Origin of the sequence: Campylobacter concisus (assembly GCF_002913545.1) — a bacterium.
Classification (GTDB): Bacteria; Campylobacterota; Campylobacteria; order Campylobacterales; family Campylobacteraceae; genus Campylobacter_A; species Campylobacter_A concisus_AV.
The window spans coordinates 1-26,222 of the sequence record NZ_PPBR01000099.1 but is presented as its reverse complement, the minus strand read 5'-3'; the positions used below and the strand labels follow the sequence as shown (position 1 = coordinate 26,222).

The window sequence follows — 26,222 nt, the reverse complement described above, 5'->3', positions numbered from 1 at the left end:
ACAAAAGACTTAGATAAGGAATGAATACTGGTAAATTCTAAAAAATGGAGTAAATTTATAAAATCTATGTATTTTATATTACTTACACCACCACAAACATAACAATTTTCACCAAGTTTATAAGACCATATCCTTGGTAATACCTACTCTTTACTTTTATGGTTATAATAAAAAAACAAATTTTATTTAATATAATTATTCTTAGCTCAAATTTTGTTGAGATAATTTTATAAATAAAAAATTTTCTTAAAAAGTTATTAGCCCTGTGAAAAACTCGTGAAAAACTTCTGTTTTTTTAGACAGAAGTTTTAAACACTTAGAAGTTAATCAAACTAACTCTAAAATTTAAACCAATATTAATCCAATGCGCTTCTTATGAGCTCTTCAAAGTCTTTAGCGCTCATCGGCTTACCCCAGAAATAACCTTGTATCTCATCGCAGCCTAGCTCTCTTAAAATTTCAAGCTGAGTTTCATCTTCAACACCCTCAGCGATCGTTTTTAGCTCGATATTTTTAGCTAGAGTTATAACGCTTTTTACAACGTCTCTATCGATCTCATTTATAGCGATGTTATCAACTAGCTCTTTTGCGATCTTTAGCCTATCTAGTGGATACTTTTTGATGTAGTTCATCGATGAAAAGCCGGTGCCAAAGTCATCGATCGAGATGCTCATGCCTTTATCTGAAAATTTCTTTAAGACTGTTTGCATGATCTCTTCGGCATTGACGAGGCTTGCCTCTGTAAGCTCGATATCAACGCACTTTGGATCCATGCCAAATTCTTCGACATAGCCAAAGATATCTGATGCAAAATTTACATTATCAACCTGTTTTGGCGAGATATTGATGCCAACTTTTAGGCTGATGCCATACTTTTTGTTCCAGTAGCTCATCTGCCTTATGGCCTCTTTTGCCACCCATATTCCTATTGTATTTATGATAGAGCTTTGCTCTGCTACTGGGATAAATTTAGCTGGACTTACAAAGCCTTTTACTGGAGAGTTCCACCTTATAAGAGCCTCAGCGCCTATTATCTTTTTACCATTTAGCAGATACTGCGGCTGGAAATTTAGGCTAAATTCCTCATCAAAATTCATAGAATTTAGCAAAATTTCTATGTAGTTTTTCTCTTGAATGATCTCTTTTATATCATCATAAAAGACATATTTTGTATTGACATCTCTTTTGGCTGCATCAAGTGCCGCTCCAGCTTGCATGATAAGATCATCAGCTAAGATTTCGCTTGTTTGAGTTGAGCTAACGCCAACCTTTGCCCCAAGAGCTATCTTATAGTCGCCAACTGAGATTTGCTCGGCTATGATGTTTAGCAGATAGTATAAAAATTCTCTATAATGCCCCTCATTTTTTTGCTTTAAAACTATCATAAAGTCATCTCCGCCAAATCTTGAGATGATAGCACCTTCTGGCAAGATAGCTTTGATATTTTTAGAAAGCTTTAAAAGTACCTCATCGCCCACGTAGTGACCGTATGAGTCGTTTATAGCTTTAAAATGGTTGATGTCGATGCTATAAATATCTATCTTCTCGCCAAGCGCTTTGGTTTTTATCATCTCTGAAAGCTTGCTTAAAAATGACTGTCTATTTAAAAGCCCAGTGAGCGAGTCAAATTCGCTAAGCTGCCTTAAGCGCTCATTTTTTTTTCTAAGTTCTTCTAAACTACGCATAATGTCTTCATCGATTGCTGCAATAATATATCTCTCTTTTTTTGCCAAATCTTTCATGATAATTGCGCTTTGTATAGCATATGTTAATGCTACATAAACCATTAAAATCATTAAAATAAAAATCATCCATACAGAATAAAGCCTACAAGTATTATAAATACTTAAAAAGAATATCGACACAACAAAAAAAGCTATAAATTTATATACAATAACTTTCTTATAATCTTTTCTTTGACTTCGTATCTTTTTATTTGCTTCACCTTCTTTAAGGTGCAAACATGCAACAAATATAATGAAAAAAGCAATATTAAATAAACTCTCATAATGCAATCTAGTGCCACCAAAGTGTATAAAAGCCCATGACGAATAATATATATCACAAATACATATAAATAAAAAAGCTATTAAACACAAAATAATACTTATACGTTTTAAGATAAATGTATTTTTTCTTGAACTATTAAAATTTAATGTATAAGATATATTAAGTATAAAACATAGAATCAAAATATCTATAAGAACATAAACAAAGTTTATAGTCATGCTTTGATTAGGAATATTTTCAACTTTTCTATCAAATATTAAAAACCAAAAAAGACTAATACTTAAGAGCAATAGAGTAATTATATCAACAGCTACCTGATGCCAGACAACATTTTTTAATTTCTTAACAAAAAAGACCACAAAAGATATTAAAAATAATAAAAATGGCACAAGATATAAAACTTGTATAAGTTTTGCTTGTGAAATATTTGCTTGTAAAAAAGCTAATTTATCATAAAAAAGCAAAAGGATGTTTGATACAGTCAAACAAGCAAATCCCAAAAAAATATATAGCCAATATGATAATAAATTTCTACTGTTTTTTAGTAAAAAGAATAAAAAAAAAGATATTACAAATTCAATGCTTATAGATAATATATCTATAGAAAACTGATCTCCCAGATAAATAGCAAAAAAATAAGCAATAATCAGGGCAAATATAAATAAAAATGAGCCGTTGTGAAAATTTGTCACTCTATCAAGCACGGCTACTCTCCGCTTCCTGGGCTAGCTTTTGCCACCTTTGCCACTCGCCACTATCATCGACGTCGTTGCCAATAGCCTCGTACCTAGCGTAAAAATGCTCAACAAATTTCTTGCACTCTTCATCTTTTGGCAGATAGCTCTGCTCATCTTTTTGGCAAAATTTCTCCAAAAACGTGTTCGCATCAGCTTTTTTAGCGTATGTTTGCGCTAGCTCGTAATAGTTTTGTAAGCAAATTTCTTTAAATTTAGCGTAGGCTTGCTCGCTCATATCCACGCTTAGTTTGCCATCAAATTTAAGCACTCCAGCTCTAAAAAGCAAACTAATATGTATGAGCCCCTCGCAGTAATAAGCCCTAACTTCATCGACCTTTCGCCACGCGATAAGCCCAACCGCACGGGCTATTAGCTCATGAAAGACGGCCATTTTATACTCCGCCTCTTCGTGCAAGAAGAAATTTACCAGCCCGCCAGTCGTCGCCTTGTACTCTTCGATAAATTTAAAGACGCCACTTTTATTCATGCTCATCTCAGTATCAAGCCCGATAAAGAGGATGTGGCCAAACTCATGGCCGATCGTTGAAATTTCATATACTTTTTTCCAAATTTTTGGCTTTAAAAATAAAATCTCTCTACCAAAATCCAAAAATTCCTTGCTAAAAATTTCAGCCCCAAGCTTCATAAAAGGCTTTGCTTTTGCGCCCTCATAGACGTGATTTACAAAGGCAAAAATTTTCTTGCCGCATTTTGCGCTCACGCTCTCATCATTTGGCACGACTTGAGCGCTAAAAAGTCCGTTTAGCTCGGCTCCATAATAAATCATCGGCACGCTTATATAAAGCTGCGTTCTAGCGATATTTTCGCTAACTGCTCTGTTTGTCGCGGCGTTATCAAATTTGATCTTTTCGCAAACGCTTTTATAAGTTTTTGCCACTTTTTCTTTAAATTTAAGCTCGTCAATGCCCTCGCTATCAACTAGCCTGATGTCCCACTCAAGCGCAACCGCGTGCGTGTAGGCGTCCTCGTAATACTCTAGCGGATGGCCTGGCTGAAGCGCGCCTTTTACATCCATCCACGCTATCTCGGCCTCTTGCCAAGCATTTATCACTTTAGCATTGTCCTCTTCACAAAAGGCGTTTTGCAACTTTTCAAGGTATTTTACATAAGATTTTTGCTCGTCATTTTGGGCTAAATTTCTTAAAATTTCAAGATTTTTTACAAATACTTTTTTAAGCTCTTTTACCTCATCTTTAAAGGCAAGCGCGTAAGGCAAAAAGCTAAATTTCTCGCCCTCTTTGCAAACTGCACCATACGTTCTATCAGCTCTTACGCCGTTAGCGTCACACTGAAATAAGCCGTTTTTAGTGATAAACTCATTTGCCTCACTTAAATCTTTAAATTTAGCTTCAAACTCTTTATTTGTGGTGTCTATTATCTTTTCTTGCCATGAAATTTGCCACGCATTTAGACTAAGCCCCAGCTCGTGCATAGCCTCTACAAAGGCTTGATAAAACGGGTCTAAAATTTGCTCATCACGTGCCTTTTTTATAAGCTGGGCGTGCAGATTTTCATATAAATTTCTAACGTAGCCATAAATCAAATTTAGCACGCGTTTTTGCTCGTCCTCGCCTAAATTTAGCTTTTTTAGCTCATTTTGAAGTGGATCAACTTTAAGATCAACTATCCTTCTTGCAAGGGCTAGCTTTTGGCTCGGTGTGCCAGTAAGGCCGCAAATTTTCACAGCCTCATTTATAAGCTCGTTGTCTAAATTTTTATAAATCGCGTTTAGCTTGGATTTTTGCTCTTTTGTAAGTTCGTTTAGTCTTTTAAAATCATTCATATTTTCATCCCTTAAAGTTGCAGGATTTTAGCATAAAGCCATTAAAATTTGCTACAATTTACCAAAAATTTAAAATCTAAAGGGCAAAAAATGGACATTTTAAAGGACTTTGGCGAGCCACGCATCAAGCAAGTGATGCTACCAAAAGATACAAACTCAGCTGGAAATATTTTTGGTGGCTGGATAATGAGCCAGATCGACCTTGCAGGTGCTCAGGCAGCTAGAGAAATTTCACCTGAGCGAGTTGTGACAATTTCGATGAAAGAGATCATCTTTAAACAACCAGTCTTTGTTGGCGACGTGCTAAGCTGCTACGCAAAGATCATCGCAGTTGGCAAAACATCGATAACAACGCAGATAGAAGTAACTGCACTTAGGCTAAATGACGGTGGTTTTAGAGAGACTATACACGTCACAAGTGCTATCGCGACCTATGTTAGTGTGACAAAAGATGGACACAAAAAACCAATAGATGAGAAGCTAAAAAAGCTCCACGGCTTTTAAATTTGGTTGCAGTTTATGCAGCCAAGACCCTCGAATTTATCACTATTTTTAAAAGAATTTGAAAAAAAGTAACACCAAAAAAGAGAAATTTCAACTTATTTAAATGCTTTATAAAGTAAAATCAGCCCTTACACTTTTTTGGGAGAAAGATGAAAAAATCACGCTTAGGGCTTTTACAAACGCATATTTTAGATATCTTAACACAAGATGAGCTGGAGAAATTTGAGTTTAAAGAGCTGCCAAAGACAAGCACGATCTACGCCGAAGATATCGAGATCATCGTTCTAAAAAGCGGCTCTGCGAAGCTCTCATTTTTTGAAGATGGCGAGGAATTTATCCTTTATCATTTAGAAAAAAACAACATCGCCATACTTGATGACAACTGCGCATTTGAAGTGCTTGAAGATGCCCAAATTTACGTTATCAGACTAGATGAGATAGGTAAAATTTTACATAATCCAAAAGCCGCCAGCGAGATACTAACAACCACACTAAACACCATCATCGTGCAGCGCCAGATCACAAAGTCGATACTTTTTGAGGACGCAAAGGGCAGGATAGCAAATTTCTTAATCGAACTTGCGCGCGAGCAAGACCTAAACCAAAACGGCTACCGATACGTATTTTTGCCATTTTCTCTAAAGGTGCTATCAAGCTTTGTTGGGCTAAAGCGCCAAAGCGCCTCAACAGCCTTTAATGAGCTTATCAAAGACGACATCATCAGAAAGATCACACCGCACGAATTTCTCATCATCGACCACGAAAAACTTGAAAGTTATACCAATTAATATCATTCAGGATCCTCAGAGAATTCATTATCTCTAAAAATTGCATAAAAATTTATGAGCCAAAAGATAAAAGCAAGTGCTATCAAAGTGGCTGGCAGATGAATATAAAATCCACTCCAAAAATATGCCAAAATTCCTCTACTAACGCCAGCTAAAAGGACTAAAATAAATGCAATTTTGCTAAGGCGTAAAAACTCAAGCTCTTGTCCGCTGTGACGAAGTCCAGCGATATTAAAAATAAGCATAACACTAAAAATAACAGCATTTATGGCTATTAAGTGCATAAAATTTACTTCAAGACCTAAATTTAAAAGCCCACTTGCTCCTATGCCTAAAAATCCAACTGCTAAAAATATCTGCATAAAGTAATAGTAAATCACAAAATTATGCCTCAAAAGCTCTTTATAGTGCCACTCTTTAAGCTTTGCAAGCACCGCACATCCGCAAGCAATAGCTACATAGTAGGTGCCGATACTCTTTTCAAAAAATATATTAAAAAGCAAAAACGCACAAGTCATGCAAATAGCAATATTTTTATAGATAAAATTTGGCACAAAAATAGCCTCATCCATATCGTTTTCTCGCTTTAGCGCTTCTCTGCCAAGCACAACGCTAACGCGATATGATATAAGCAAGATAGCGATGATATGAAGATAAATTTGCAAATTTAAAAATTTTTCGTTGCCACTTATTAGATAGTAAATTTCAAAGCCTAAAATACCAAACAAAAAGCCAAGTACGCCAAATTGATCAAGATTTTTATCTCGCCAGATCATATAAAGACAAAGCGTCACTAGATATGCCCAAAAAAGTGTGATAAAAAAATGTGCTAAAAATAAGCTAAAAAGTGCTGCTATAAAGCTAGTTGCAAATAGTGAAAACAAAATGTAAGCATGGACTTTTAGTGAAGAGCTGAAATTTGTCCAGTCGGTTAGTCCAGTGAGTAAAAAACCAGCATAAGCAAGTGCCAAAAAAAGGTGTAAAAATATAAATTTATGCAAACTCACAAAATCAGTTGGTGTAAAAAATATAGCAGCCCCCAGCACAGCACAGGCGGCACTCGTGAGAAAAAATATTCTCATAGGATATGTAAAAAAGTTGTTAATCATAATAAATTTGCCCTTTAAAATTTTCATCTATTGTTTTGCTGATAAATGCAAAATCACGGTCTTTAAAAGCCTCGTCTAAAACAAGCTCTTTTTGTATGATCACACCTTTATTTGCGAGAAAATAAATTCTATTTGACATCTTTATGGCCTCCATTCTGTCGTGTGTGACGAGTATTATGCTCATGCCCTCGCTCACTCTTTGGCTAACGATATCGATCAAAATTTCTTTCATATCATAGTCAAGCCCAGAAAATGGCTCATCCATTAAAAGAAGGTCAGGTTTTGTCACGATCGCCCGCACGAAAGCGACCCTTTGGCGCATACCGCCGCTTAGTTCATTTGGATATTTTAGTGCGTCTTTTTGACTAAGGCCAACCTTAGCAAAGAGCTTTAAAACGCTGTTTTGATCAGCTTTATCCATAACCAAAAGCACATTTTCAAGAGCATTTTTCCATGTAAGCAGACGATTTTCTTGAAAAAAATATGTCATTTTTTTAAATTTATTAAAAATTTCCCCTTTTCTAGGCTCATTTAGTCCGCTAATAAGGCGCAAAATGGTAGTTTTCCCACAACCTGATGGTCCAAAAAGCGTCACCACTTCGCCTTTTTCTACCTTTAAATTAAAATTTCTTACGACCTTATCTCTTAAAATTTCATACTCTACATTTTTAAGCTCAAGCATCATCTTCTCCAAGGCATCAGGGCTATTTTTAAAGGCTCAATAATGAGATACTCAAAAAGCATTATAAGAGCGATACTTAAAAGAACATACGCCATTACCTCGGTTGTTTCAAGCATTGCCCTTGCATTTGCTATCTTTGCTCCCATGCCGTTATTTGCACCTAGTAGTTCAGCCATTATGACTATTTTTACACCCATTGCAACAGCTACGCTAACAGAGCTTATGATATAGCTTGTAAGATGTGGGATGTAGAGATGTTTTATCTTTTTTAAAAAGCCTAAATGATAGGCATCAAACATCTCTTTTAGCTCTTCATCTACGCTACTCATAGCAACTGCCGAGCTTGCAAAAGTAAGCGGTAAAACGGTTATAAAGATAGTAAAAACGGTGCTAAAATTTCCAAATCCAAACCAAAAAATAGCAAGCACTATCCAAATAATTGGTGGCATCGATAAAAGTAAGGTAATGACAGGCTTTAAAAAGGCTGCAAAGCTTTTAAAACTACCTGCTATTAGCCCTAAAAATATACCAAAAAATGTTGCCGTGCTAACCCCAACTAGTGATCTGCAAAGCGTTATATTTATCTCGCTATTTTTGTAATCTTTCAAAATTTCACAGACTTTAAAAAATACATCTTTTGGTGGCGGAAGTAGGAGTGGGGAGCTAAACTCGCTTCCCACTTGCCAAATAGCTAAGATCAAAAAAACTACGGCAAGTCCGCTAAATCCGCCCCAAAAATAGTCAATCATTTTTAAAAAGGCTGAGCGATCTTTTTTAACGCCGTCGATTAGTATCATAAAAATAGACCTTTATCTGGCATCTTGCCGCCTAGAAATTTTGGATTGAACTGATAAATTTCTTCAAAAAATGCCATGATTTCACTTTGTAGTTCATTTGCTTTTGTAACTGTTAGATTTGCCTTATCAAAGGCATTTGCAAGTGCCACTTCTGGAGCTGGCAAATAACTTGAGCCAATCTTCGCCGCACTTTGCTTGTTCTCAAGAATCCAAGAAAGAGCATTTTTAAGATCGCTATGAAGCGTATCAAATAGATTTAAGCTCTTCTCATAAAAGCTTTTTTCTACGATAATGCCTGCCATTGGGATTATCGGTTTTGTACCAAAACTCTCGCCCCAAATTTTTGGAAAATCAACTGAGTAATGCACACTAACGCCTGCTTTTTTACCACGCAAAATAGTCGCTTCACCAAGAGGTTGCGGGACTAATAAAACGTCAAAATCTTTTTGTAAAAATAAAAGTAGAGCTTCAGGCGGTGTTGCTGTATAGGTGATATCTATCTTGCTAACGTCTATGCCTCGCTTCTTGCAAAGTGCTCTTAAAACAAGATCAGGCATGTCACCTCGAAATGGCATAACTAGCTTTTTGCCTACAAAATCTTCTAAATTTTTGATCTTTTCATCCTTGACCATAGCGTTCATCACGCCAAGGGTTAGTAAATTTAACATCGCAAAGTCAAGCCCTTGATTTCTTAAATTTGCAGCGACATTTGATGGCGACATCGTGACCTTGATATCCCCACTAGCTACGCCTGCACGAAGCTGATCTGGTGTTTTCCAGATATTTAGGCTCACATCATAAGTTTTATTTAACTCGCCTTGCAGTGCAGCAACTGCCATTATGACACTTGGGATCGCTGGTGCGCCCCACATATTAAAGCTCTCTTTTGCAAATAAATTTGGTGCAAATGCGCTAACGCCTAAAGCTGTGCTAAGTCCTAAAAATTTTCTTCTATCTAACATCTTTTTCTCCTTTAAAAACTGCTGTGAAAGCTAATGAAAAATGTCCTGCCAGGGGCATGAACGACTACTGGATCAAGTGCTGCTACGTGATCACCGCTGATAAATTCTGCATAATCTTTATCAAATAAATTTGCTACGCCAAATCTTATGCCAACTTTGTTTTTAAACTCTACGCCGCCATAAAGATCAAGCAAGCCAAACCCCTTTGCTGCCTCTTTCTTGTCGATACCTAGACCATTTTGCTTGCTAAAATCGCCCCTAGTTTGCTTTGAAACAAGTCTTAGTGCAGTGCCTAGGTTGTAGCTACCAAAGCTTGCATAGTCTTTGTAGTCAAACGCAAAATTTGCCTCAAAAGGCCTTATTTGATAAAGCGGTCTGCCATCTGTTTTGTTTTGTCCGTAGTTGTAGTAAAGTGAGCTTTTTAAGCCAAAGTGCCTTGCAAAGCTATATTCTGAGTTTAAATTTACACTATAAAGCGTTGCATCAACGTTTCTTGAGATGACAGCATTTTTATTTAATGGCATGGCGGCTTTTGAATGGCGTCTATCAAAAATGATTAAATTTTTTACGCTATCAGCGATGAAATGCCCACTAAACCCAAATGCGTCTTTGTTTTGCAAGGAGTTTAGGTATTCTTTATAAAACTGGCTACCAAATTTAAAGCCAACAACTGCTCTATTGTGCCTTTCTGGCTCTAAATTTGGATTTGCTATCCAGCCATTATCGCCCGCACCATAAAGTGTATTAAAACGCTCCATATTGCTTGGCAAGCGAGATAGGCTCTCAAGTTTTGCAAAATAGCTATCCTTGTCGTTTGGTGTAAATTTATATTTTAAACTTGCGCTAAAAGCATCTTTTTTGATCTTATCACTTACGTCTTCGCCATAAATTTGACGAACTAGCCCGCGAGTGGTGCTAATGGCTGGATTTAGTGCGAAATATTTAGTATCAAGCCCGTTAAGCTTGCTTCTTTGCTCTTCATATTTTAAGGCAAGAGAAGCTTCGTTTGCTTCATTAAATTTATAAGCAAGTGTGTCAAAAAGCATAAATTTATCATTTCTAACATCAGCAAATCTGTATCCGTTAAATACCCAGTTGCTGCCTTGCTTTATGTATCTTTTGCCATCATGTTTATCTTTTTCAAAGCCAGCGCCTATTTGATTATGAAAGCTTGCAAAATCAACATCATATTTTAAATTTGTCTCAAGCACATCTCTTTTTATCTCAACTTTTACATTTGGGCTAGCATCCCTTAGATGAAAATTATCAGCTTTTCGCTCAATCTTTTTTAGGATAAATTCAAAATTTAGCGTATTTGAAAGGTCTTCTTTGCCCAGCCTGATATTTAGTTTGCCAACTTTTCTTGTCGTTTTAAAGGCATCCATCGCGTGTTCTGGCTGCTTGTCTTTATCGATATTATCCCTTAAAAACGTAAGTCTAAGCTCGCTAAGCTCATTTGGCACGAAACCTAAGATAGCGCTTTGGCCTTGCCTATTGTAACCATAGTCCCATTTTTTGCCACTTCCGTCTTTATAGCTATTTGCCTTGGTGAAATTTGCGTTTAAAATGGTATAAAAATTTGTGCCACGATATTTAAAAAGCGATGAGTTGTAAAAGCTTTTGCCATACATTCCAGCTGAGATATGAAACATATCCGCTGAGCTATCAAGTAAATTTGTCACAAATGGATACTCGCTTCTTTGGGTGCGGTCAAATTGATTTTCCACAAAGGCACTTTGCGCAACATTTGGCGTTATAATTGGCGGTGGCGCAAATTCTTTAACAGGCTTTATAATGTCCAAATTTGCTTCATTTGCTAAAAGCAGTGACGAAAAAACTATTAAGCTTAAAACTTGCCTCATAAAAACTCCTTTTAAAATACAATTATGATTTTTCTTATCGAAATTATAAATGAAAAACTCTTATAAGATATTGATATAAATCATCATATATTTTTATAAAAATTTATTGGATAATAGAATTAAGCAACTGCTAGAAATAGTATAATAATGTAAAAAATAATGTAAAATTTTGCTATATATTTTGATAATTATTATATAAAAATTTAAATTATAAATAATTAGGCAAAGGGTAAAAAAATAATTATTTTTTTACCTAACTAAGCCCTATCTTTAAATTTAGCCAGCCTGTCTCGAAGCTCTTTTGAAAGTGTAAATTGAGAAAGCTCATATCTGTCAAAAATGACGATCATGTCATCGCCAAGCGCTTGCACTAAGCCAAAACACGCATCTCTATCCAGGCGATTTTTTCTAAATTTAACACTTAGCGCATCGACCTTTTTCTTATCGCCAAAGCTCTTAATGGCGATCTCATCGATATCTTTAAAGAAAAATTTGATATGTTTTGAGCCTTTTTTTATGACAAATCCATCATCATCTATCTCAAAAAAGTTGTTTTGCAAGATCTTTCTCACGCAAAAAAAGGTTGAAACTGCGCCAACGATGATGCCAAAAAGAGAGGGCGTACCAAGATCAAGATAAAAGTAGCTAGCGACGCTAAAGACAAAGAGCCCAAGCCCAAAGGCTAGCGCCCAAAAAACATCTTTTTTACTCTCTTTGGTTAGCATTTTTGCCCTCTTATGCCAAAAGTCCGGCGCCATTTATCGCTTGGCTGCGCTCTTTGGCGTAAATTCTCTCGCCATTTATCACGTCGTATTTCCAGATCGGCGCATTTGCCTTAAAGTCCTCGACAAACTCGTTTATTAGCCTTAGTGCGACCTTTCTTTGAGGGCTAACAACACCTGCTACGTAAGAGCTCGTATGCACTGGCACATCGCCTTTTGAGTGAGCAAAGAGCACGTAGGCATTTTCTTTTTTGGCTCGCTCCTGCCAAGCATCTAGCCATTTTTTAAGGATCGGCTCATAGATATCAAAGCTAAGCGCCGAAATCCCGCCCTCTTCTCTTACTATGCCCACAAAAGTGATGAGCGCGCCGCAGTTTTTATCTTTAAATTCATCATACCACTCATTTGTGATGCTTTGAACGTCCAAGCTACCATTATAAATTTGCATCTTAGCCTCCACAAACTGGCGGTAAGATAGAAATTTTATCGCCTGATTTAAGAGCGAAATTTATATCGCTTACGATCTCGTCATTTACAGCCACAGCGCAGATATTTAGCCACTTTTTAAGCTCTTCTTTCTCGCTTAAAGCCGCTTTTACCTCGCCTAAATTTTTTGCTTCTACTTTTATACTCTCAAGCCCAATAGGCCCAAGAAATTCGATCTCTACCACATTTTATCCTTTGAAATTTTTGCTGATTTTACTTAAAAATAAATTTAGATATACTTATTTGAAAATTTGCAAAAGAGATAGAAGATGAACGAAATTTTAAAAAGCATAAAAACCCCAGCCTACGTCTGCGAAGAGGCAAAAGTACGTAAAAATTTGGAGCTTTTAAAGTATGTAAAAGAGCAAAGTGGAGCTAAAATTTTAGTGGCTCTTAAGGGTTTTGCATTTAGCGGAGTGATGGACTTGGTGGGCTCATATCTTGACGGAGCGACTTGCAGTGGGCTTCATGAGGCTAAATTTGCAAGCGAATACGTAAAAGGCGAGATCCACACGTATAGCCCAGCCTTTAAAGATGAGGACTTTGATGAAATTTTAAAAATTTCAAAGCACATCACATTTAACTCTTTTGCGCAGTGGCAAAAATTTAAAGGCATTGCCCTGCAAAATGGCATCATCTGTGGCCTGCGCGTAAATCCAGAGGTCTCACTTGCGCCAACTGACAGCTACAATCCATGCGGTAAATTTAGCAGGCTTGGCATCACAAGGGAAAATTTTAAGCCAGAGCTTCTTGATGGCATCACTGGGCTTCATTTTCACGCGCTTTGCGAGGAGAGTGCGAGCAGCTTGCAGACCGTGCTGGAGGCGTTTGAGGAAAAATTTGGCGAGTTTATACCAAAGATGAAGTGGATAAATATGGGCGGCGGCCACCACATCACAAGGGCTGATTACGACGTGGAGCTACTTATAAAGATAGTTGGGCGCTTTCGCGAAAAGTACGGCGTAGAGGTCTATCTGGAGCCTGGCGAGGCTGTGGGCTGGCAGACTGGCTTTTTGATAAGCAGCGTGCTTGACATCGTGCACAACGAGAAAGATATCGCTATCCTTGACACATCAGCCGAGGCGCACATGCCAGATACCGTGCTCATGCCTTACCGCCCAGCCGTTAGAGGCGAGAGTGAAAATGGCAAATTTGCTTATAGATTTGGTGGCAATACCTGCCTAGCTGGCGATATAGTGGGGCTTGAAGCGGGTGACGCGGAGTATAAATTTGATAGCGAGCTAAAAATCGGCGACCGCGTCATCTTTGAAGATCAAATCCACTACACCATCGTGAAAAATACGACATTTAACGGCATAAAACTGCCTGATCTTCTGCTTTTAAAAGAAAATGGCGAGGTTAAAATGATCCATGAATTTGGATACGAAGAGTATAGACGCAGAAACTAGGCCAAAATCTATTTTTAAAGGTAAATTTGGCTTTTTAAATTTAGGTCAAATTTATCTGGCTTGCAAATTTCGCCAAAAGGGCTTTGAACTGCCTAAATTTAAAAATTTATCTTGAAGCTATTTTCGTTTTCAAAATTTAAATTCTCTAAATTTGACAAATTTAAAGCTGGACTGCAAACTCCAAATTGATTTAAATTTATTCTCTACAAAATTTATCTTGATCTATTTTATTGAGGGTATTTTGATGCTGACTTCTTGTATATAAAGATAAATTTTAAGATAAATCAAATATGCCAGCCAAATTTCGTAAATTTCTGACTTTTTTAAAAGACCGCGATCTGTTTAAATTTGCTATCCATAAATTTATCTTAGCGCTCTTTTAACAAAATATTTTTTGTTTTTCAAAATTTAGGAAAAGTCAAATTTACTTGATAAATTTGGCAAATTTCTAGTTAGTTCTGTGAGCTACTTTAAATTTAGTATCCGTAAATTTACTTTTATTAAAGATATTTTGTTTTGGTTTTTACTTTTTTAAAATTTAAAGCCACATCACAAAATTTGGTAAATTTATACTTTTTTAATAAAAACTGCGAGCCACCTTAAATTTAATACCCATAAATTTTGGCAAATTTATCTATCTTTGAGCTTTTTTGCCAGTTGTATTCGGTCTCGTTTGCGATCTTTTGGGCTAGTTCCTTGCCAAAATGATCGCTGATAAAGCCAAGCGCCATATCCATGCCAGCAGCCACGCCTGAAGCTGTGTAAAATTTACCTGCCCTCACCCATCTAGCGCGCTCTTGCCATTTTACCGCCTCGCCGCAACTTTTTACCCACTCAAGCGACCTTTTATTTGAAGTAGCCCTTAAGCCGTCAAGCTCTCCGGTGCGAGCGATGAGCGCTGAGCCAGTGCATACGCTTAGGCAAATTTGAGATGCCAAAACGCACTCTTTAAGTCTTGAGATAAACTCACTATCATTTACCAGCGTCCTTGTACCCTGACCTCCAGGGAGTAGCAAAACGCTCTCTTTTGGCATCTTACTAAGCTTTTTAGTCTTTATAAAAAAGCCTTGCTTGCTTCTTTTCATACCACCATCAAACGAAACGTAGCTTATCTTCACTTCAGGCACCCTTGCTAAAAACTCCACTGGCCCCATGAGATCAAGCGTCTCGTACTCATCAAATATAAGGCAAAAAAGATGCATAGTGCGGTCCTTTTTCGGCTAAAATTTGGCTTTATTTTAGCTAAATTTTCAGATCAAAAATGCTAAAAATTAACAAAACTTAAATGTTTTTTATAAAATTTTTAGTAATCTTTTTTGCTAAGGTTTGCTTGTGATTAGCTCTGATATAATAGCCGCAAAACGGCATAGCTGTGTGATTTTAGCATATTTAACCAAAGCTTAAATCATTTAAGCTTTAGCAAATAAAGGAATAAAATGACGAGAATTCTTACTCTACTTTTTACATTGTCTGTTGCGGCAATGGCCATTGAGGGACCAACTGGCGTCAATCAATATGACAGCACCATTTGGGCAGCACAGAGGATAGAAAATATCAAGCCTTATGAGCATGGATGGGGCCCGATATTTACTTTTATACAAGGCAACGACTACTTCGCGATAGCTGCACTTTCTATCATTTTAGCTGTTATCGGCGCGTTCGTGCTACACTTTTTGATCATCGGACCAAAACACTTTAGTCACGAGGGCAAAAAAGTGCTTGCTTTTTCAGTATTTATACGTATAGCTCACGGTTTAGCTGCGATCTCTTGGATCATCTTGGTGCCAACTGGTATCATCATCATGTGGGGTGCAGAGCTAGGTGGTGGCACATTTGTGCGTTTCTGTAGATACTTGCACGATATAGCGACCATTATATTTGCTATTTCTGTGCTACCGATGCTCTTTAGCTGGACAAAAAGAATGCTCCCAGCAGTGTATGACATCAGATGGATGTTTATAGTTGGTGGTTATCTATCAAAGAAGAAAAGACCGGTTCCTGCTGGTAAATTTAACGCTGGTCAAAAAGCATGGTACTGGATCGCTATCCCTGGTGGTATCGTGATGATAATCACAGGTGCGATTATGTATTTTCAAGACTTCAAAGAGCCAGCAGTCGCTACTTGGCTTGGCATATCACAAATCGATCTTTTAAGATATAGCGTAGTTATCCACAACTGCCTTGGCATTGTCTGTGCGGTATTTTTCTTAGTTCATATCTATATGGCTGCGATCGCTATACATGGCGCTATCTGGTCGATGATCACTGGATACAAAGAAGAAGAAGAGGTCTATGTGCTTCACCACTACTGGTATCAAGAGCTTGTTAAAGAAAACAAGATCCCAGTATCTGACTACGAGAAATCTTACACAAATTTAAAATAATTAATCTTGACCTTGCGACTTACGCAGGGTCAAACTCACTTTTATAGCAAATTTCACAGCACAAATCCTTTTAAAAAATTAATATTTTTTAGCTATAATCCAAAATCAGTTTCAAGGTTTGAAATACTAATCACAAAGGAAAAACAATGACAAGAACAATTGATTGTAGAAATTTAGAGTGTCCAAAACCAGTCATCATGACTAAAAACGCACTTGAGGGTTTAAATGAAGGAGAGAGCTTAGAGATTATCGTAAATGCCCTAGCTCCAAAAGAAAATATCTCAAGATTTTTAAAAAATCAAAATATAGAATTTAGCCTAGAAAGCAATGGCAATGAGACTAAAATTTTAGCCATCAAGGGCAAAAGCGCACTTGAGCTTACAAATTTTGACGAATTTGTCTGCGACATAACACCAAAAAATGAAAAAGTGCTCTATCTAAACGAAGAGCGCGCAGGTAGCGGCGAAGTTGGCATAAATTTGCTATCAAAATTCCTAGGCGCACTTCTTCAAGTAGAGAAAAAACCAAAGATAATCATCTGCGTAAATAACGCCGTTAAGATGACGACAAACCGCTCACATCCAAGCTTTAAGCCGCTTAAAGATCTTGAAGCTGCTGGCGTTCAAATTTTAAGCTGCGGAAGCTGCTTGGAGGCTTATAAACTAGTAAGCGATCTTGCAGTTGGCGAAATTTCAAACGCTTATGAGATCATCGACATACTCTCAACTCACGAGCAAATCAAACTATGATCTATCACGACAAAAAGCTTACGCAGTTTGTTAGAGCCGCTGGTTGAGCTGCTAAGCTTGACCCGTCGGGTCTTCACAAAACGATTAGTAGTTTAAATTTATCTCATCCAAACCTGCTCTCAAGCATCGGCTCAAACGAAGATGCGAGCGTTTTCAAGCTCTCAGACGATCTAGCACTCGTTCAGACGCTTGACTTTATCACGCCAGTAGTCAATGACCCATTTATCTATGGTCAGATCGCTGCTGCAAATAGTCTAAGCGACGTCTTTGCAATGGGTGGCGAGGTGATAAACGCCCTAAATATCGTGGGCTTTGATAGCTGCAACCTTGCACCTGAAATTTTAGGCGAAATTTTGCAAGGTGGAGCCGATAAAGTAAGAGAGTGTGGCGGTGTCATCGTTGGCGGACACACGATAGAGACGCAGCAGATGTATTATGGGCTAAGCGCGACTGGCAAGGTAAATCCTAAAAATTTCTGGGCAAACAACACTGCAGAAGTTGGTAACGTTTTGATCCTTACAAAGCCTCTTGGTAGCGGTATCTTAAGCACAGCGATCAAAGCTGATCTACTAAGCATGGAGCAAATAAATGAGGTCGCAGGCATCATGGCTCAGCTAAATTTCTACGCTCTAAAAGCGCTAAGTGGCATCAAGGTTTATGCCGCTACCGATGTGACTGGATTTGGATTTTTAGGGCATTTAAGTGAGATGTTAAACGACAAGATTAGCTTTAATGTCTTTGAAAAAGATGTGCCAGTGATCGCAAGCGCGAAAGAATTTGCCGATATGGGCATCATCCCAGAGGGAAGCTACAAAAACCGCGAATTTGCAAAGCATTTTGTGAGCAAAGAGGCCGATATCGTGCTTTTTGACGCGCAAACTTCTGGCGGACTTTTGCTAGCTGTTAGCGAAAATGAGGCAAATTTAGCTCTAAAGCGCCTAAAAGAGGTTGGTTATGAGCGCTCAGCCATCATCGCAGAGGCGATACAAAAAGGCGAGTTTGATATATTTTTAAACTAACTCCAGGCTAAATTTAGCCTATTTTAAGGCCAGCTAAAGTCTGGCTAAATTTCTTTTAATTTACCTAGTCGCTTTATAATGTCAAGAAATTTAACAAAGGAGATATGATGAACTATCTTGAAATTTTAAAATTTCGTCACGCTTGCAAAATTTTTGACGAGAGCAAAAAGATAGGCGCTGGCGAATTTGACTTTATCCTAGAGGCTGGCAGGCTAAGCCCAAGCTCGACTGGCCTTGAGCAGTGGGACTTTTTGGTCGTGCAAAACAAAGAGCTTAGAGAGAAGATAAAAGCCGTTTCGTGGAACCAAGTGCAAATCACCTCTTGCTCGCATTTAGTTGTCATCTTAGCAAAGATCAAAGAGGTAAAAGTTGGTAGTAGCTATATCGATAAAATGATCGCTAGAAGGGCTGATAAAGACCCTGAAGCTATCGCTGCAAGGCAGAAATTTTATCACGACTTTTTGCTATCAAATTTCAAAAACGACGATGAGCTAACCTTTCAGTGGTCGCACGAGCAGTGCATGATAGCTGCGACAAATATGATGAACGCAGCCGCTAGCCTTGGCATAGATAGTTGCCCGATAGAAGGCTTTGACAGACACGCTTTAAATGAAATTTTAGGCCTTGATGAGAGCGAAAAAAGAGTGGCTATCGTAGTGCCATTTGGCTACCGCCTAAACCCACAACCAGAAAAACTACGCAGACAAAGAGCCGAAGTAGTTACTTGGATCTACTAACTCACGGGGCAAAAAGCCCTGTGATCTCTTTAAATTTAAACAAAAAGGCATTTTATAAGCTAAAAAAAGTAAATTTGCGTTAAAATCATGGCTAGTTTTAAAAAGCGAGGCTTAAATTTAATGCAAAAAAATAGCGCTAAACCAGTTTTGCAGATTTTTAAGAGGTTCTATGTAAAGATAGCACTACTTCTTTTTGCCTTCATCTTTCTTGCACTTTTTGTCATATTTGCTGGCATAAACGATATAAAGTATGAAATTTCAACGCTAAATTTTATCACTAGAAACAATATCGTGAGTACATTTGCAGATGTAAAAGACAACATCTCTACAAAGGCAAGACTTATTAAAAATGGCATAGAGCCATTTAACGACGATAGCAATACAAGTAAATTTTACGCCGCTTTTTACGTGATAGCAAAAGACAACTCCTTGCTTTATCAGCGTAAATTTGAGGGCGCTTTTGAGTTACACAACTACGATATCTCATGGTTTTCAGACATCAAAGAGGGCGAGTTTAGGCTCTCTGATAGATTTTACAAAAACAAAAGATTTAAAGATATCTACATAGCTTACGGGCTAAAAAATGGCAATAAAATTCTCATTCAGCTAAATCCAAATCTTTTAAAAAAGAAGGTCGATACAGGCTATAACAAAAATTTTGCCGCATACGTCTTTTTGGTCGATAAAGATGGCAACCTCTCAAGAGATGAGTTTTATAGAAAATTTATAAAAGAGGACTTTAACAAATACATCTCGCAAGGTGGCGAGTTTAAAACTGACAAGATCATTTTTATACTAAAGGATATGAATTTTTACAAGATCAGCTACCTAGAGGAGCAAAAGCTATTTGTCATAACAGGCTCTAGCAGGCAAGTACAGATCTTTATCCAGCTAGTTCTAGTCGTGCTTTCGTTCTTGTGTTTTGTCGCATTTAGTATACTTTGGCTACGTGATAACTCATATATAAAAGATAAAATTCTCTCTCCATTTATTAGAATCGCTCTTTTTGCGGTAGATAAAAGTAAGCCAACTGATGAAAAATTTGACATAAAAGAATTTATCTCGCTAAACAACAGCATCAAAAAACTCTACGAAGATAGAGATAAAGCTTACGAGACGGCACAAAGCTACGAGAGTAGATTTGGCTATGTCTTTGAAAAGAGCTTTTTAAAGATCGTGGTCTTTGACGCTTATACTGGCGTTATCACGGACATTAGCAACGCTCTTTTAGAAAATCTAGGCTACAAAAAAGATGACGTAGCAGATCTAAATATCAAAGAACTGATTGAAGATGAGTCTAAAAATTTAGCAGAAGATAGAGAAAACGCTATCAATAATAATCTATATTATGAGGCTAAGCTAAGGCGTAAAAATGGCGAGATAATCGACGTTTTAGCAACCCAAAGTAGCTTTGAGCTAGAAAATACAAGGCTAAATTTCATACTCATAAAAGATATCACTCAAGAAAAGATAACACAAAGAAATGACGATATCATCAAAAGCTACGTCTTTTTATCGCCAAATGTCATCGCCATCGCTTCGGCACAAGAGCCATTTTTGATCATACAAAGCACAAACAATATCGAGAAAATTTTTAACGTCCAAAGCCAAGGTCTCATAAATTTAGAAGACATCATCGCAAGCGAGGACTTTGATAGCTTTAAAGCTGCCATGCTGGCAAATAAAAAAGCCTTTTTACAAACTAGCAAAAATGAAGAGCTAAATTTCATAGCAAATATGACAAACGCTTACGGAAAGAAAATTCCATTTAGGATAAGGGCTAAATTTATCGATGCAGAATGGCAAAAGGTCATCTACTCATTTACCGATCTTAGCGATATGCTAAAGCTTCAAGAGAGATTTGAAAAGCAAAGCAAAGAGAGCAAGGCGCTGCTTTGGGCGAGTGAGGCAAATGTCTTTACTTGGGATAAAAGAAGCGACATGCTTAACATCTCAGACGAGCTAAGTAAAATTCTTGGCACGCAAAGCACTCTAAATTTCGAGCAAGCAAAGTCGGTCTTTGTCGATGAGTTTGATAGTTTTTATAGCTTTTTTGAGAGCTTAAGAGATGCTCAAACATACATCAAAGATATCAAGCTTTACAGTATAGATAAAGAAATTTTACACTTTAGACTAAGGGCAAAAGCGCTTGAATACGACGAATTTGGCGAAGTAAGCTTGATAAAAGGTACATTAAGAGACCTTAGCCTAGAAGATAGCTTCTTTATCTGCCAAGACCTGCTTGCAAAAATTTTCTCATTTAGCAAAGAAGAGGTCGTCTTGCTTGATGAGGAGATGAGGGTCATTGACGCAAATGACGCATTTTTTGAAAGTGCGGGTGCAAAAGATAGCGTATATCTAAAATATATCACCTTTATAAAGCAAGGCTTAAGCGATATAAAACACCAGATCATAGAGACTATAAACCAAGGTGGCTCGTGGAGTGGCAAGGTTTGGAGCGAAAATAATAAAAACAAAAGCAAGCTTGAAGTCATAGAAATTTTACCGCTTATCGATGCGAACGAGAAAAGAACTGGCTATATCATGCTAGCAATGCTTGCAAATAACGAAGCACAAAATGAAAAATATTTAGAATTTATCGCATATCACGATCCGCTTACAAAGCTACCAAATAGATTTTTACTCTACAACAAGTTAAATTCTCTCATACAAAAAAATGAACAAAAAATAGCCGTCATCTACCTTGATATGGATGATTTCAAGAGTATAAATGACAACTTCGGCCATCAAATAGGCGATAAATTTTTAGTAGCTATCTCTGAAAAGATAGGCGCTATGTTTAATGGCAAAAATATCTTTGCAAGGATAGGCGGAGATGAGTTTGTAGGCGTCATAAACTACGAAAATTTAGGCGAAGTCTATGAGATAGCGCAAAATATGCTAAGGCTAGCTTCAGATGAAGTAAAGATAGACGAGCTAAAACTAAAAGCAAGCACTAGCATAGGCATAGCCTTAGCTGATAGTGAGCTTGGAGCTGATGATGTGCTACAAAGAGCCGACTGGGCGATGTATCAAGCCAAGATAAGTGGCAAAAACAGAAGCTATACATTTGATGCGAAAAAAGATGTCTATTTTAAGAGCCAATACGAAGATGGCTCAAAAATTTTAAAAGCGCTTGACGCTGGTGAGATGTTTTTAGAATTTCAACCAGAGATCAGCTTTAGCACGGGCGAGACTTTAAGTTTTGAAGCGCTGATTAGATGGAGAAAAAATGGCGAGATCATCTATCCAAGCGACTTTTTACCACTTATAAAGACAAGTAGTGCATCGAGTAATATCGCTTTATTTACGATAAAAGAGGCGCTTTTAGCAAGAAAAATGTGGCTAGAAAATGGCATAAGCGCAAAGGTTCGTGTAAATTTAAGCGTTAAAAAGCTCTTTACAGAAGAATTTTGGCATAAATTTAAAGCGATATTTGAAGAGGATAAAAGCCTTGATCCAACTGGGCTTATCATCGATGTTATCGACGCTGCAACAGCTACAAATTTAGAAGTTTTAGAAATTTATGTTAGAAAGTATAAAGAGCTTGGCATACACTTCTCGCTTGACGACTTTGCCTCATACTCAAGCTCGATAGAAGCTCTTGGTATGCTAAAGACAAACCGCTTTAATATAGATAATAAATTTTGCAAGCATATCTTTAGCTCAAAAGAGGCGCTTGAGAGCATAAATATGATAAGGTTTGTGGCTGATAAATTTGGACTAAATGCGACTATAAAAAATATCGATGACAAAAGAACGCTTGAGTTTTTACTTGGTCTTGGTTTTGATAAATTTCAAGGTAACATTTTCTCATTAGCGCTTTTGGCAAAAGATGCTGCTTCATTTAAATTTGAAAGACCATATCTGCACATAAAAGACTATAAAAATAACGAAAATTTCGAGATTTTTAAAGGCTTAGTCGTGCTAAAAGAGCTTGCAAACGAAGTGATAGCAAATTTAAATCAAGACGACAAACTAACACAAAGCCTAAAACAAAAAATAGAAGACGAGATAAAAAATATAGGTAAATTTAATCAAGAAATTTCCATAAATTTAAGCAAACTAGCAAGCAGTAGCGACAGCGGTGAACTCTATAATCTAGCCATGTCCATCATCAAAGAGTGCGATATAAATTTAGGTTTTAGTAAGGAGATAAGAGTTGAGTGATGTAAATGTTTATGAGCACGAGATCCCAAACGGAAGCAAACTTTACTTTGCAAAAAGTGCGAAGTTAAAGAGAAAAATCGAGCAAAAAGCGAGTGAAATTTTAGAAGATGAGGGTTTTAGCGAGATCGTAACGCCGTTTTTTTCGTATCATCAACATCTAAGCGTAGATGCGACAAATCTTCTGCGCTTTAGCGATAGTCTAAACCACGAGATAAGTCTAAGGGCTGATAGCACGGTTGATACCGTTAGGATCGTGCTTAGAAGACTTAAAGCAAACGAGCCAAAGAGGTGGTTTTACATCCAGCCAGTCTTTCGCTACCCAAGCCAAGAAATTTATCAAATAGGCGCTGAGCTTATCGGCGAAAACGACATTTTAAAGAGCATAAACATCGTAGCAAAGCTCTTTAGTGAGCTTGAGATCGGCGCTTGTTTGCAGCTTAGCAACATGCAAATCCCAAGGATAATTTGCGAAATTTTAAACTTAGAGATAGAAATTTTTGAAAATTCATGGCTAGAAAAAATTTTATCCCAAAACGTGCCGTGGCTTAGCAAACTAGCCCTTTTAAAGGACGCTAGCGAGCTTGATGAGATAATAAATTTAGTCCCTGATAAGCTAAAAGAGGCGCTAAAAAATTTACAAAACGTAGCCAAATCACTAGAATATAAAAATTTAAGAATAGTTCCGCTATATTACTCAAAAATGAGATATTATGATAGTTTATTTTTTAGATTTTTAAAAGACAACGCCATCTTAGCAAGTGGCGGAAACTATGAAATAGACGATATTTCAAGCAGCGGTTTCGCTGTTTATACTGATGCATTGATAGAAGAAAAAATTAATTTAAGGAAGTAAGAATGAGAAAGGCTGATTTAGTAGTTGGTGTTCAATGGGGTGATGAGGGTAAAGGCAAGATAGTTGATATGCTAGGACTAAACTATGACATGATTTGTCGCTCTCAAGGTGGCCACAACGCTGGTCATACGATCTGGGTCGATGGCGTAAGATACGCGCTTCACCTTGTCCCAAGCGGAATTTTGCACAAAAATATCATAAATATCATCGGCAACGGCGTCGTTGTCTCTCCAGAGGTGCTCATCACTGAGATGGCACAATTTGACAACTTAGAGGGCAGACTTTATATAAGCGACAAAGCACACTTAAATTTAAGCTACCACAGTCAAGTCGATCAAGCAAAAGAGCGCTTAAAAGGCGAAAAAGCGATCGGAACGACTGGCAAAGGCATCGGACCAACATACGCAGACAAGATAAGTAGAAGCGGTCACAGAGTTGGCGAGCTACTTGAGCCAGAGCGCTTGTGCGATGCTTTGATGCATGATTTTGAAACAAATAAACCTGTATTTGACGCTCTTGGCGTAAAGATACCTGAAGAAAATGAGCTGCTTGAAGAGCTAAAAAGATATAAAGAGGTGCTTGCTCCATTTATCGCAAACACTACAAATTTAGTTTGGAAAGCGCTTGATGAAGATAAAAAAGTCCTACTTGAAGGCGCTCAGGGCACACTTTTAGACATCGATCACGGCACATATCCTTATGTAACTAGCTCAAATACCATAAGCGCTGGCGCTTGCACAGGCCTTGGACTAAATCCAAAAGAGATAGGTAAGGTAATAGGCGTCATCAAAGCATATACAACCCGCGTAGGACACGGACCTTTCCCAACAGAAGACAAAGGCACAAATGGCGATAAGATGTGCGAGATCGGTAAAGAATTTGGCACAACAACAGGCCGCCGCAGACGTTGTGGCTGGTTTGATGCAGTAAGCGTAAAATATGCTTCAAGGCTTGATGGCGTCGATACTTATGCGCTTATGAAGCTTGACGTACTTGATGGCTTTGAGGTGGTAAAAATTTGCAAAGCGTATCAATATAACGGCGAGACCATAGACTACGTGCCAACAGATCTTGAAAATGCAACTCCTATCTATGAAGAGCTTGCGGGTTGGGACAGCGTAAAAGGCATCAGCAGGTATGAAGACCTGCCAGCAAACGCAAGAGCATATATCGAGCGTATCGAGGAGCTAACTGGCGTGAAGGTTGGCTACATCTCAACAAGCCCTGAAAGAAGCGATACGATCATTAGATGAAAAGTAAATTTACCTCCGTCGTCCGCGTCAAAAAGCAGGAGATGGATAAGGTAGAGGCTAAGCTCGTCGTTGCTAGGCTAAATGTAAGAAATGCTGAAGAAAAAATAGCACTCTTAAGGGCCAAGCTCAACGAATTTAGCCTGCCAAAAAGTGGCAACATAGGCGAGCTAAGAGAAAATTTAGAGCTCATAAATATAGCAAGAGCCGAGCTAAGCGCCTGCAAAGAGAGCTTAGAGATAGCAAAAAAAGAGGTCTTGCACTACGAGCACAAATATAAAAATGCAAATTTAGAGTATGAAAAGATGAAATATCTAGAAAAAGAAGAATTTAAAAAAGAGATAAAACGCATACAAAAGGCTGAAGCGCTTGCTCTTGATGAGTTTGCGGTTATGAAATTTGCAGCCAAAAGCGAGGCGTGATGAGAGCTGTTTTACTCTTTTTTATGGTCATAAATTTTGCATTTTGCTTTGAAGTGCCAGTTGATTGTACTCAGATCTTTGAAGCTAGAAAAGAGGAAATTTCAAAGGAGCTTGAAGTCATCGACGAGCAGCGCCAAGCCCTAGAGGTCTTTCGAGCAAGCTCGGCTGCGGCTTATGAAGAGAACAACAAAAAGCTCGCCAAAAAAGAGGCTGATCTAAATGCGACGATGAAAGTGATCGAGCAAAAGCGCAAAGAGATCGACGAAGTTGTCGCTAAAAATGAGAAAATTTTAAAAGAGCTTCGCACGATGACGACCGATAAAGTCAATGAATCCTACGCCAAAATGAAAGATGGCGCAGCAGCCGAAGTGCTCTCGCAAATGCCAAGATCAAACGCAGCCACCATACTTTACGCCCTTGATGCAAAAAAGATCTCAACCATCATGGCTAAGATGGATCCAAAAGTTGCCTCTGAAGTGACTGCACTACTTCAAAAAGGGCCTCCATTTGTAGATGAAAAGGGCGATATGCCCGCTCCAGCTGGAAGCATAAATATGCAGTAAATTTAATTTACTACCAATCTAAAAAACTAAATTTAACTGATAAATTTAACCTATTTGTTCACCCGTCTCTTATTTTTGCCCCTGCTCTTGTTGGCTTTAGCGTGCAAAAAGATGAGTTTTGGTTTAAAGAGCTTAGCGGCATTAGTCTAAGTGCTGATGTAGTGATAAATACCAAAAACGAGAGCCATAAATTTAGTGGTGAT

At 37.7% G+C, this 26,222-nt stretch carries 23 protein-coding genes; 12 read left to right on the top strand and 11 right to left on the bottom strand.

Going from position 1 to position 26,222, the window contains the following annotated elements:
- Positions 1-356: 356 nt before the first annotated feature.
- Positions 357-1,742, bottom strand: coding sequence for a putative bifunctional diguanylate cyclase/phosphodiesterase (locus tag CYP05_RS10170; protein WP_258031531.1), 1,386 nt, complete (start codon positions 1,740-1,742; stop codon positions 357-359).
- A gap of 964 nt (positions 1,743-2,706) precedes the next feature.
- A complete protein-coding gene (gene ciaB, locus CYP05_RS06525; protein ID WP_103642358.1) occupies positions 2,707-4,551 on the bottom strand; it encodes an invasion protein CiaB in 1,845 nt (614 codons plus the stop codon).
- Between the two features lie 90 nt (positions 4,552-4,641).
- On the opposite strand from ciaB, the gene CYP05_RS06520 reads away from it, so the two are divergent.
- Positions 4,642-5,055 (top strand): acyl-CoA thioesterase, encoded by a 414-nt coding sequence (locus tag CYP05_RS06520; protein WP_103594229.1) that lies wholly within the window; start codon positions 4,642-4,644, stop codon positions 5,053-5,055.
- 149 nt (positions 5,056-5,204) lie between these two features.
- Positions 5,205-5,843: a Crp/Fnr family transcriptional regulator gene (locus CYP05_RS06515; RefSeq protein ID WP_103642357.1), complete on the top strand. Its 639-nt coding sequence runs from the start codon at positions 5,205-5,207 to the stop codon at positions 5,841-5,843.
- 2 nt (positions 5,844-5,845) lie between these two features.
- On the opposite strand, the gene CYP05_RS06510 is transcribed toward CYP05_RS06515, so the two are convergent.
- The 8 genes from CYP05_RS06510 to CYP05_RS06475 all read right to left on the bottom strand — a co-directional run bounded on the left by CYP05_RS06510 (position 5,846) and on the right by CYP05_RS06475 (position 12,648).
- Positions 5,846-6,952 (bottom strand): NnrS family protein, encoded by a 1,107-nt coding sequence (locus CYP05_RS06510; protein ID WP_103642361.1) that lies wholly within the window; start codon positions 6,950-6,952, stop codon positions 5,846-5,848.
- Complete coding sequence (locus CYP05_RS06505; protein ID WP_103642356.1) at positions 6,945-7,634, bottom strand: ABC transporter ATP-binding protein; 690 nt, start codon at positions 7,632-7,634, stop codon at positions 6,945-6,947. Before CYP05_RS06505 ends, CYP05_RS06510 begins: the two co-directional genes overlap by 8 nt.
- The gene (locus tag CYP05_RS06500) at positions 7,634-8,431 is read right to left on the bottom strand and encodes an ABC transporter permease (RefSeq protein WP_103642355.1); all 798 of its coding nucleotides are present in this window, start codon (positions 8,429-8,431) and stop codon (positions 7,634-7,636) included. Before CYP05_RS06500 ends, CYP05_RS06505 begins: the two co-directional genes overlap by 1 nt.
- Positions 8,428-9,393, bottom strand: coding sequence for an ABC transporter substrate-binding protein (locus CYP05_RS06495; RefSeq protein ID WP_103642354.1), 966 nt, complete (start codon positions 9,391-9,393; stop codon positions 8,428-8,430). The genes CYP05_RS06500 and CYP05_RS06495 overlap by 4 nt, the downstream gene beginning before the upstream one ends.
- A gap of 11 nt (positions 9,394-9,404) precedes the next feature.
- Complete coding sequence (locus CYP05_RS06490; protein ID WP_103642353.1) at positions 9,405-11,255, bottom strand: TonB-dependent receptor domain-containing protein; 1,851 nt, start codon at positions 11,253-11,255, stop codon at positions 9,405-9,407.
- Positions 11,256-11,512: 257 nt separating this feature from the next.
- The gene (locus CYP05_RS06485) at positions 11,513-11,980 is read right to left on the bottom strand and encodes a molybdate transport repressor (RefSeq protein WP_103642360.1); all 468 of its coding nucleotides are present in this window, start codon (positions 11,978-11,980) and stop codon (positions 11,513-11,515) included.
- Between the two features lie 10 nt (positions 11,981-11,990).
- Entirely contained in the window at positions 11,991-12,425 is a 435-nt protein-coding gene (locus tag CYP05_RS06480) for a molybdopterin synthase catalytic subunit (protein ID WP_103642352.1), read from the bottom strand.
- Position 12,426: 1 nt separating this feature from the next.
- Positions 12,427-12,648 (bottom strand): MoaD/ThiS family protein, encoded by a 222-nt coding sequence (locus CYP05_RS06475; RefSeq protein WP_002941462.1) that lies wholly within the window; start codon positions 12,646-12,648, stop codon positions 12,427-12,429.
- An 84-nt stretch (positions 12,649-12,732) separates the two neighbouring features.
- On the opposite strand from CYP05_RS06475, the gene nspC reads away from it, so the two are divergent.
- Positions 12,733-13,872, top strand: coding sequence for a carboxynorspermidine decarboxylase (nspC, locus tag CYP05_RS06470; protein ID WP_103642351.1), 1,140 nt, complete (start codon positions 12,733-12,735; stop codon positions 13,870-13,872).
- A gap of 605 nt (positions 13,873-14,477) precedes the next feature.
- On the opposite strand, the gene CYP05_RS06465 is transcribed toward nspC, so the two are convergent.
- A complete protein-coding gene (locus tag CYP05_RS06465) occupies positions 14,478-15,074 on the bottom strand; it encodes a DJ-1/PfpI family protein (protein ID WP_103642350.1) in 597 nt (198 codons plus the stop codon).
- Between the two features lie 234 nt (positions 15,075-15,308).
- Here CYP05_RS06465 and CYP05_RS06460 point away from each other — a divergent pair, with 234 nt between their 5' ends.
- From CYP05_RS06460 to CYP05_RS06420, 9 genes are all read left to right on the top strand, one after another.
- Positions 15,309-16,256 carry a formate dehydrogenase subunit gamma gene (locus CYP05_RS06460; protein WP_103642349.1) on the top strand — a complete coding sequence of 316 codons (948 nt, stop codon included), beginning with the start codon at positions 15,309-15,311 and terminating at the stop codon, positions 16,254-16,256.
- Positions 16,257-16,402: 146 nt separating this feature from the next.
- Positions 16,403-17,005 carry a sulfurtransferase-like selenium metabolism protein YedF gene (gene yedF, locus CYP05_RS06455; RefSeq protein WP_012140414.1) on the top strand — a complete coding sequence of 201 codons (603 nt, stop codon included), beginning with the start codon at positions 16,403-16,405 and terminating at the stop codon, positions 17,003-17,005.
- Positions 17,002-18,024 carry a selenide, water dikinase SelD gene (gene selD / locus CYP05_RS06450; RefSeq protein WP_103642348.1) on the top strand — a complete coding sequence of 341 codons (1,023 nt, stop codon included), beginning with the start codon at positions 17,002-17,004 and terminating at the stop codon, positions 18,022-18,024. Before yedF ends, selD begins: the two co-directional genes overlap by 4 nt.
- Positions 18,025-18,131: 107 nt before the next feature.
- Positions 18,132-18,761, top strand: a complete 630-nt coding sequence (locus CYP05_RS06445; protein WP_103617231.1) for an NAD(P)H-dependent oxidoreductase — start codon at positions 18,132-18,134, stop codon at positions 18,759-18,761.
- A gap of 120 nt (positions 18,762-18,881) precedes the next feature.
- Positions 18,882-22,931 (top strand): diguanylate cyclase domain-containing protein, encoded by a 4,050-nt coding sequence (locus CYP05_RS06440; RefSeq protein WP_258031530.1) that lies wholly within the window; start codon positions 18,882-18,884, stop codon positions 22,929-22,931.
- Positions 22,924-23,784 carry an ATP phosphoribosyltransferase regulatory subunit gene (locus tag CYP05_RS06435; RefSeq protein WP_103642346.1) on the top strand — a complete coding sequence of 287 codons (861 nt, stop codon included), beginning with the start codon at positions 22,924-22,926 and terminating at the stop codon, positions 23,782-23,784. The genes CYP05_RS06440 and CYP05_RS06435 overlap by 8 nt, the downstream gene beginning before the upstream one ends.
- A gap of 2 nt (positions 23,785-23,786) precedes the next feature.
- Positions 23,787-25,037, top strand: coding sequence for an adenylosuccinate synthase (locus CYP05_RS06430; RefSeq protein WP_012140419.1), 1,251 nt, complete (start codon positions 23,787-23,789; stop codon positions 25,035-25,037).
- Entirely contained in the window at positions 25,034-25,456 is a 423-nt protein-coding gene (locus CYP05_RS06425; protein WP_021086090.1) for a flagellar export protein FliJ, read from the top strand. Before CYP05_RS06430 ends, CYP05_RS06425 begins: the two co-directional genes overlap by 4 nt.
- On the top strand, positions 25,456-26,019 hold the full coding sequence (locus CYP05_RS06420; RefSeq protein ID WP_009295375.1) for a MotE family protein: 564 nt from the start codon (positions 25,456-25,458) through the stop codon (positions 26,017-26,019). The genes CYP05_RS06425 and CYP05_RS06420 overlap by 1 nt, the downstream gene beginning before the upstream one ends.
- The last annotated feature ends 203 nt before the right edge of the window (positions 26,020-26,222 follow it).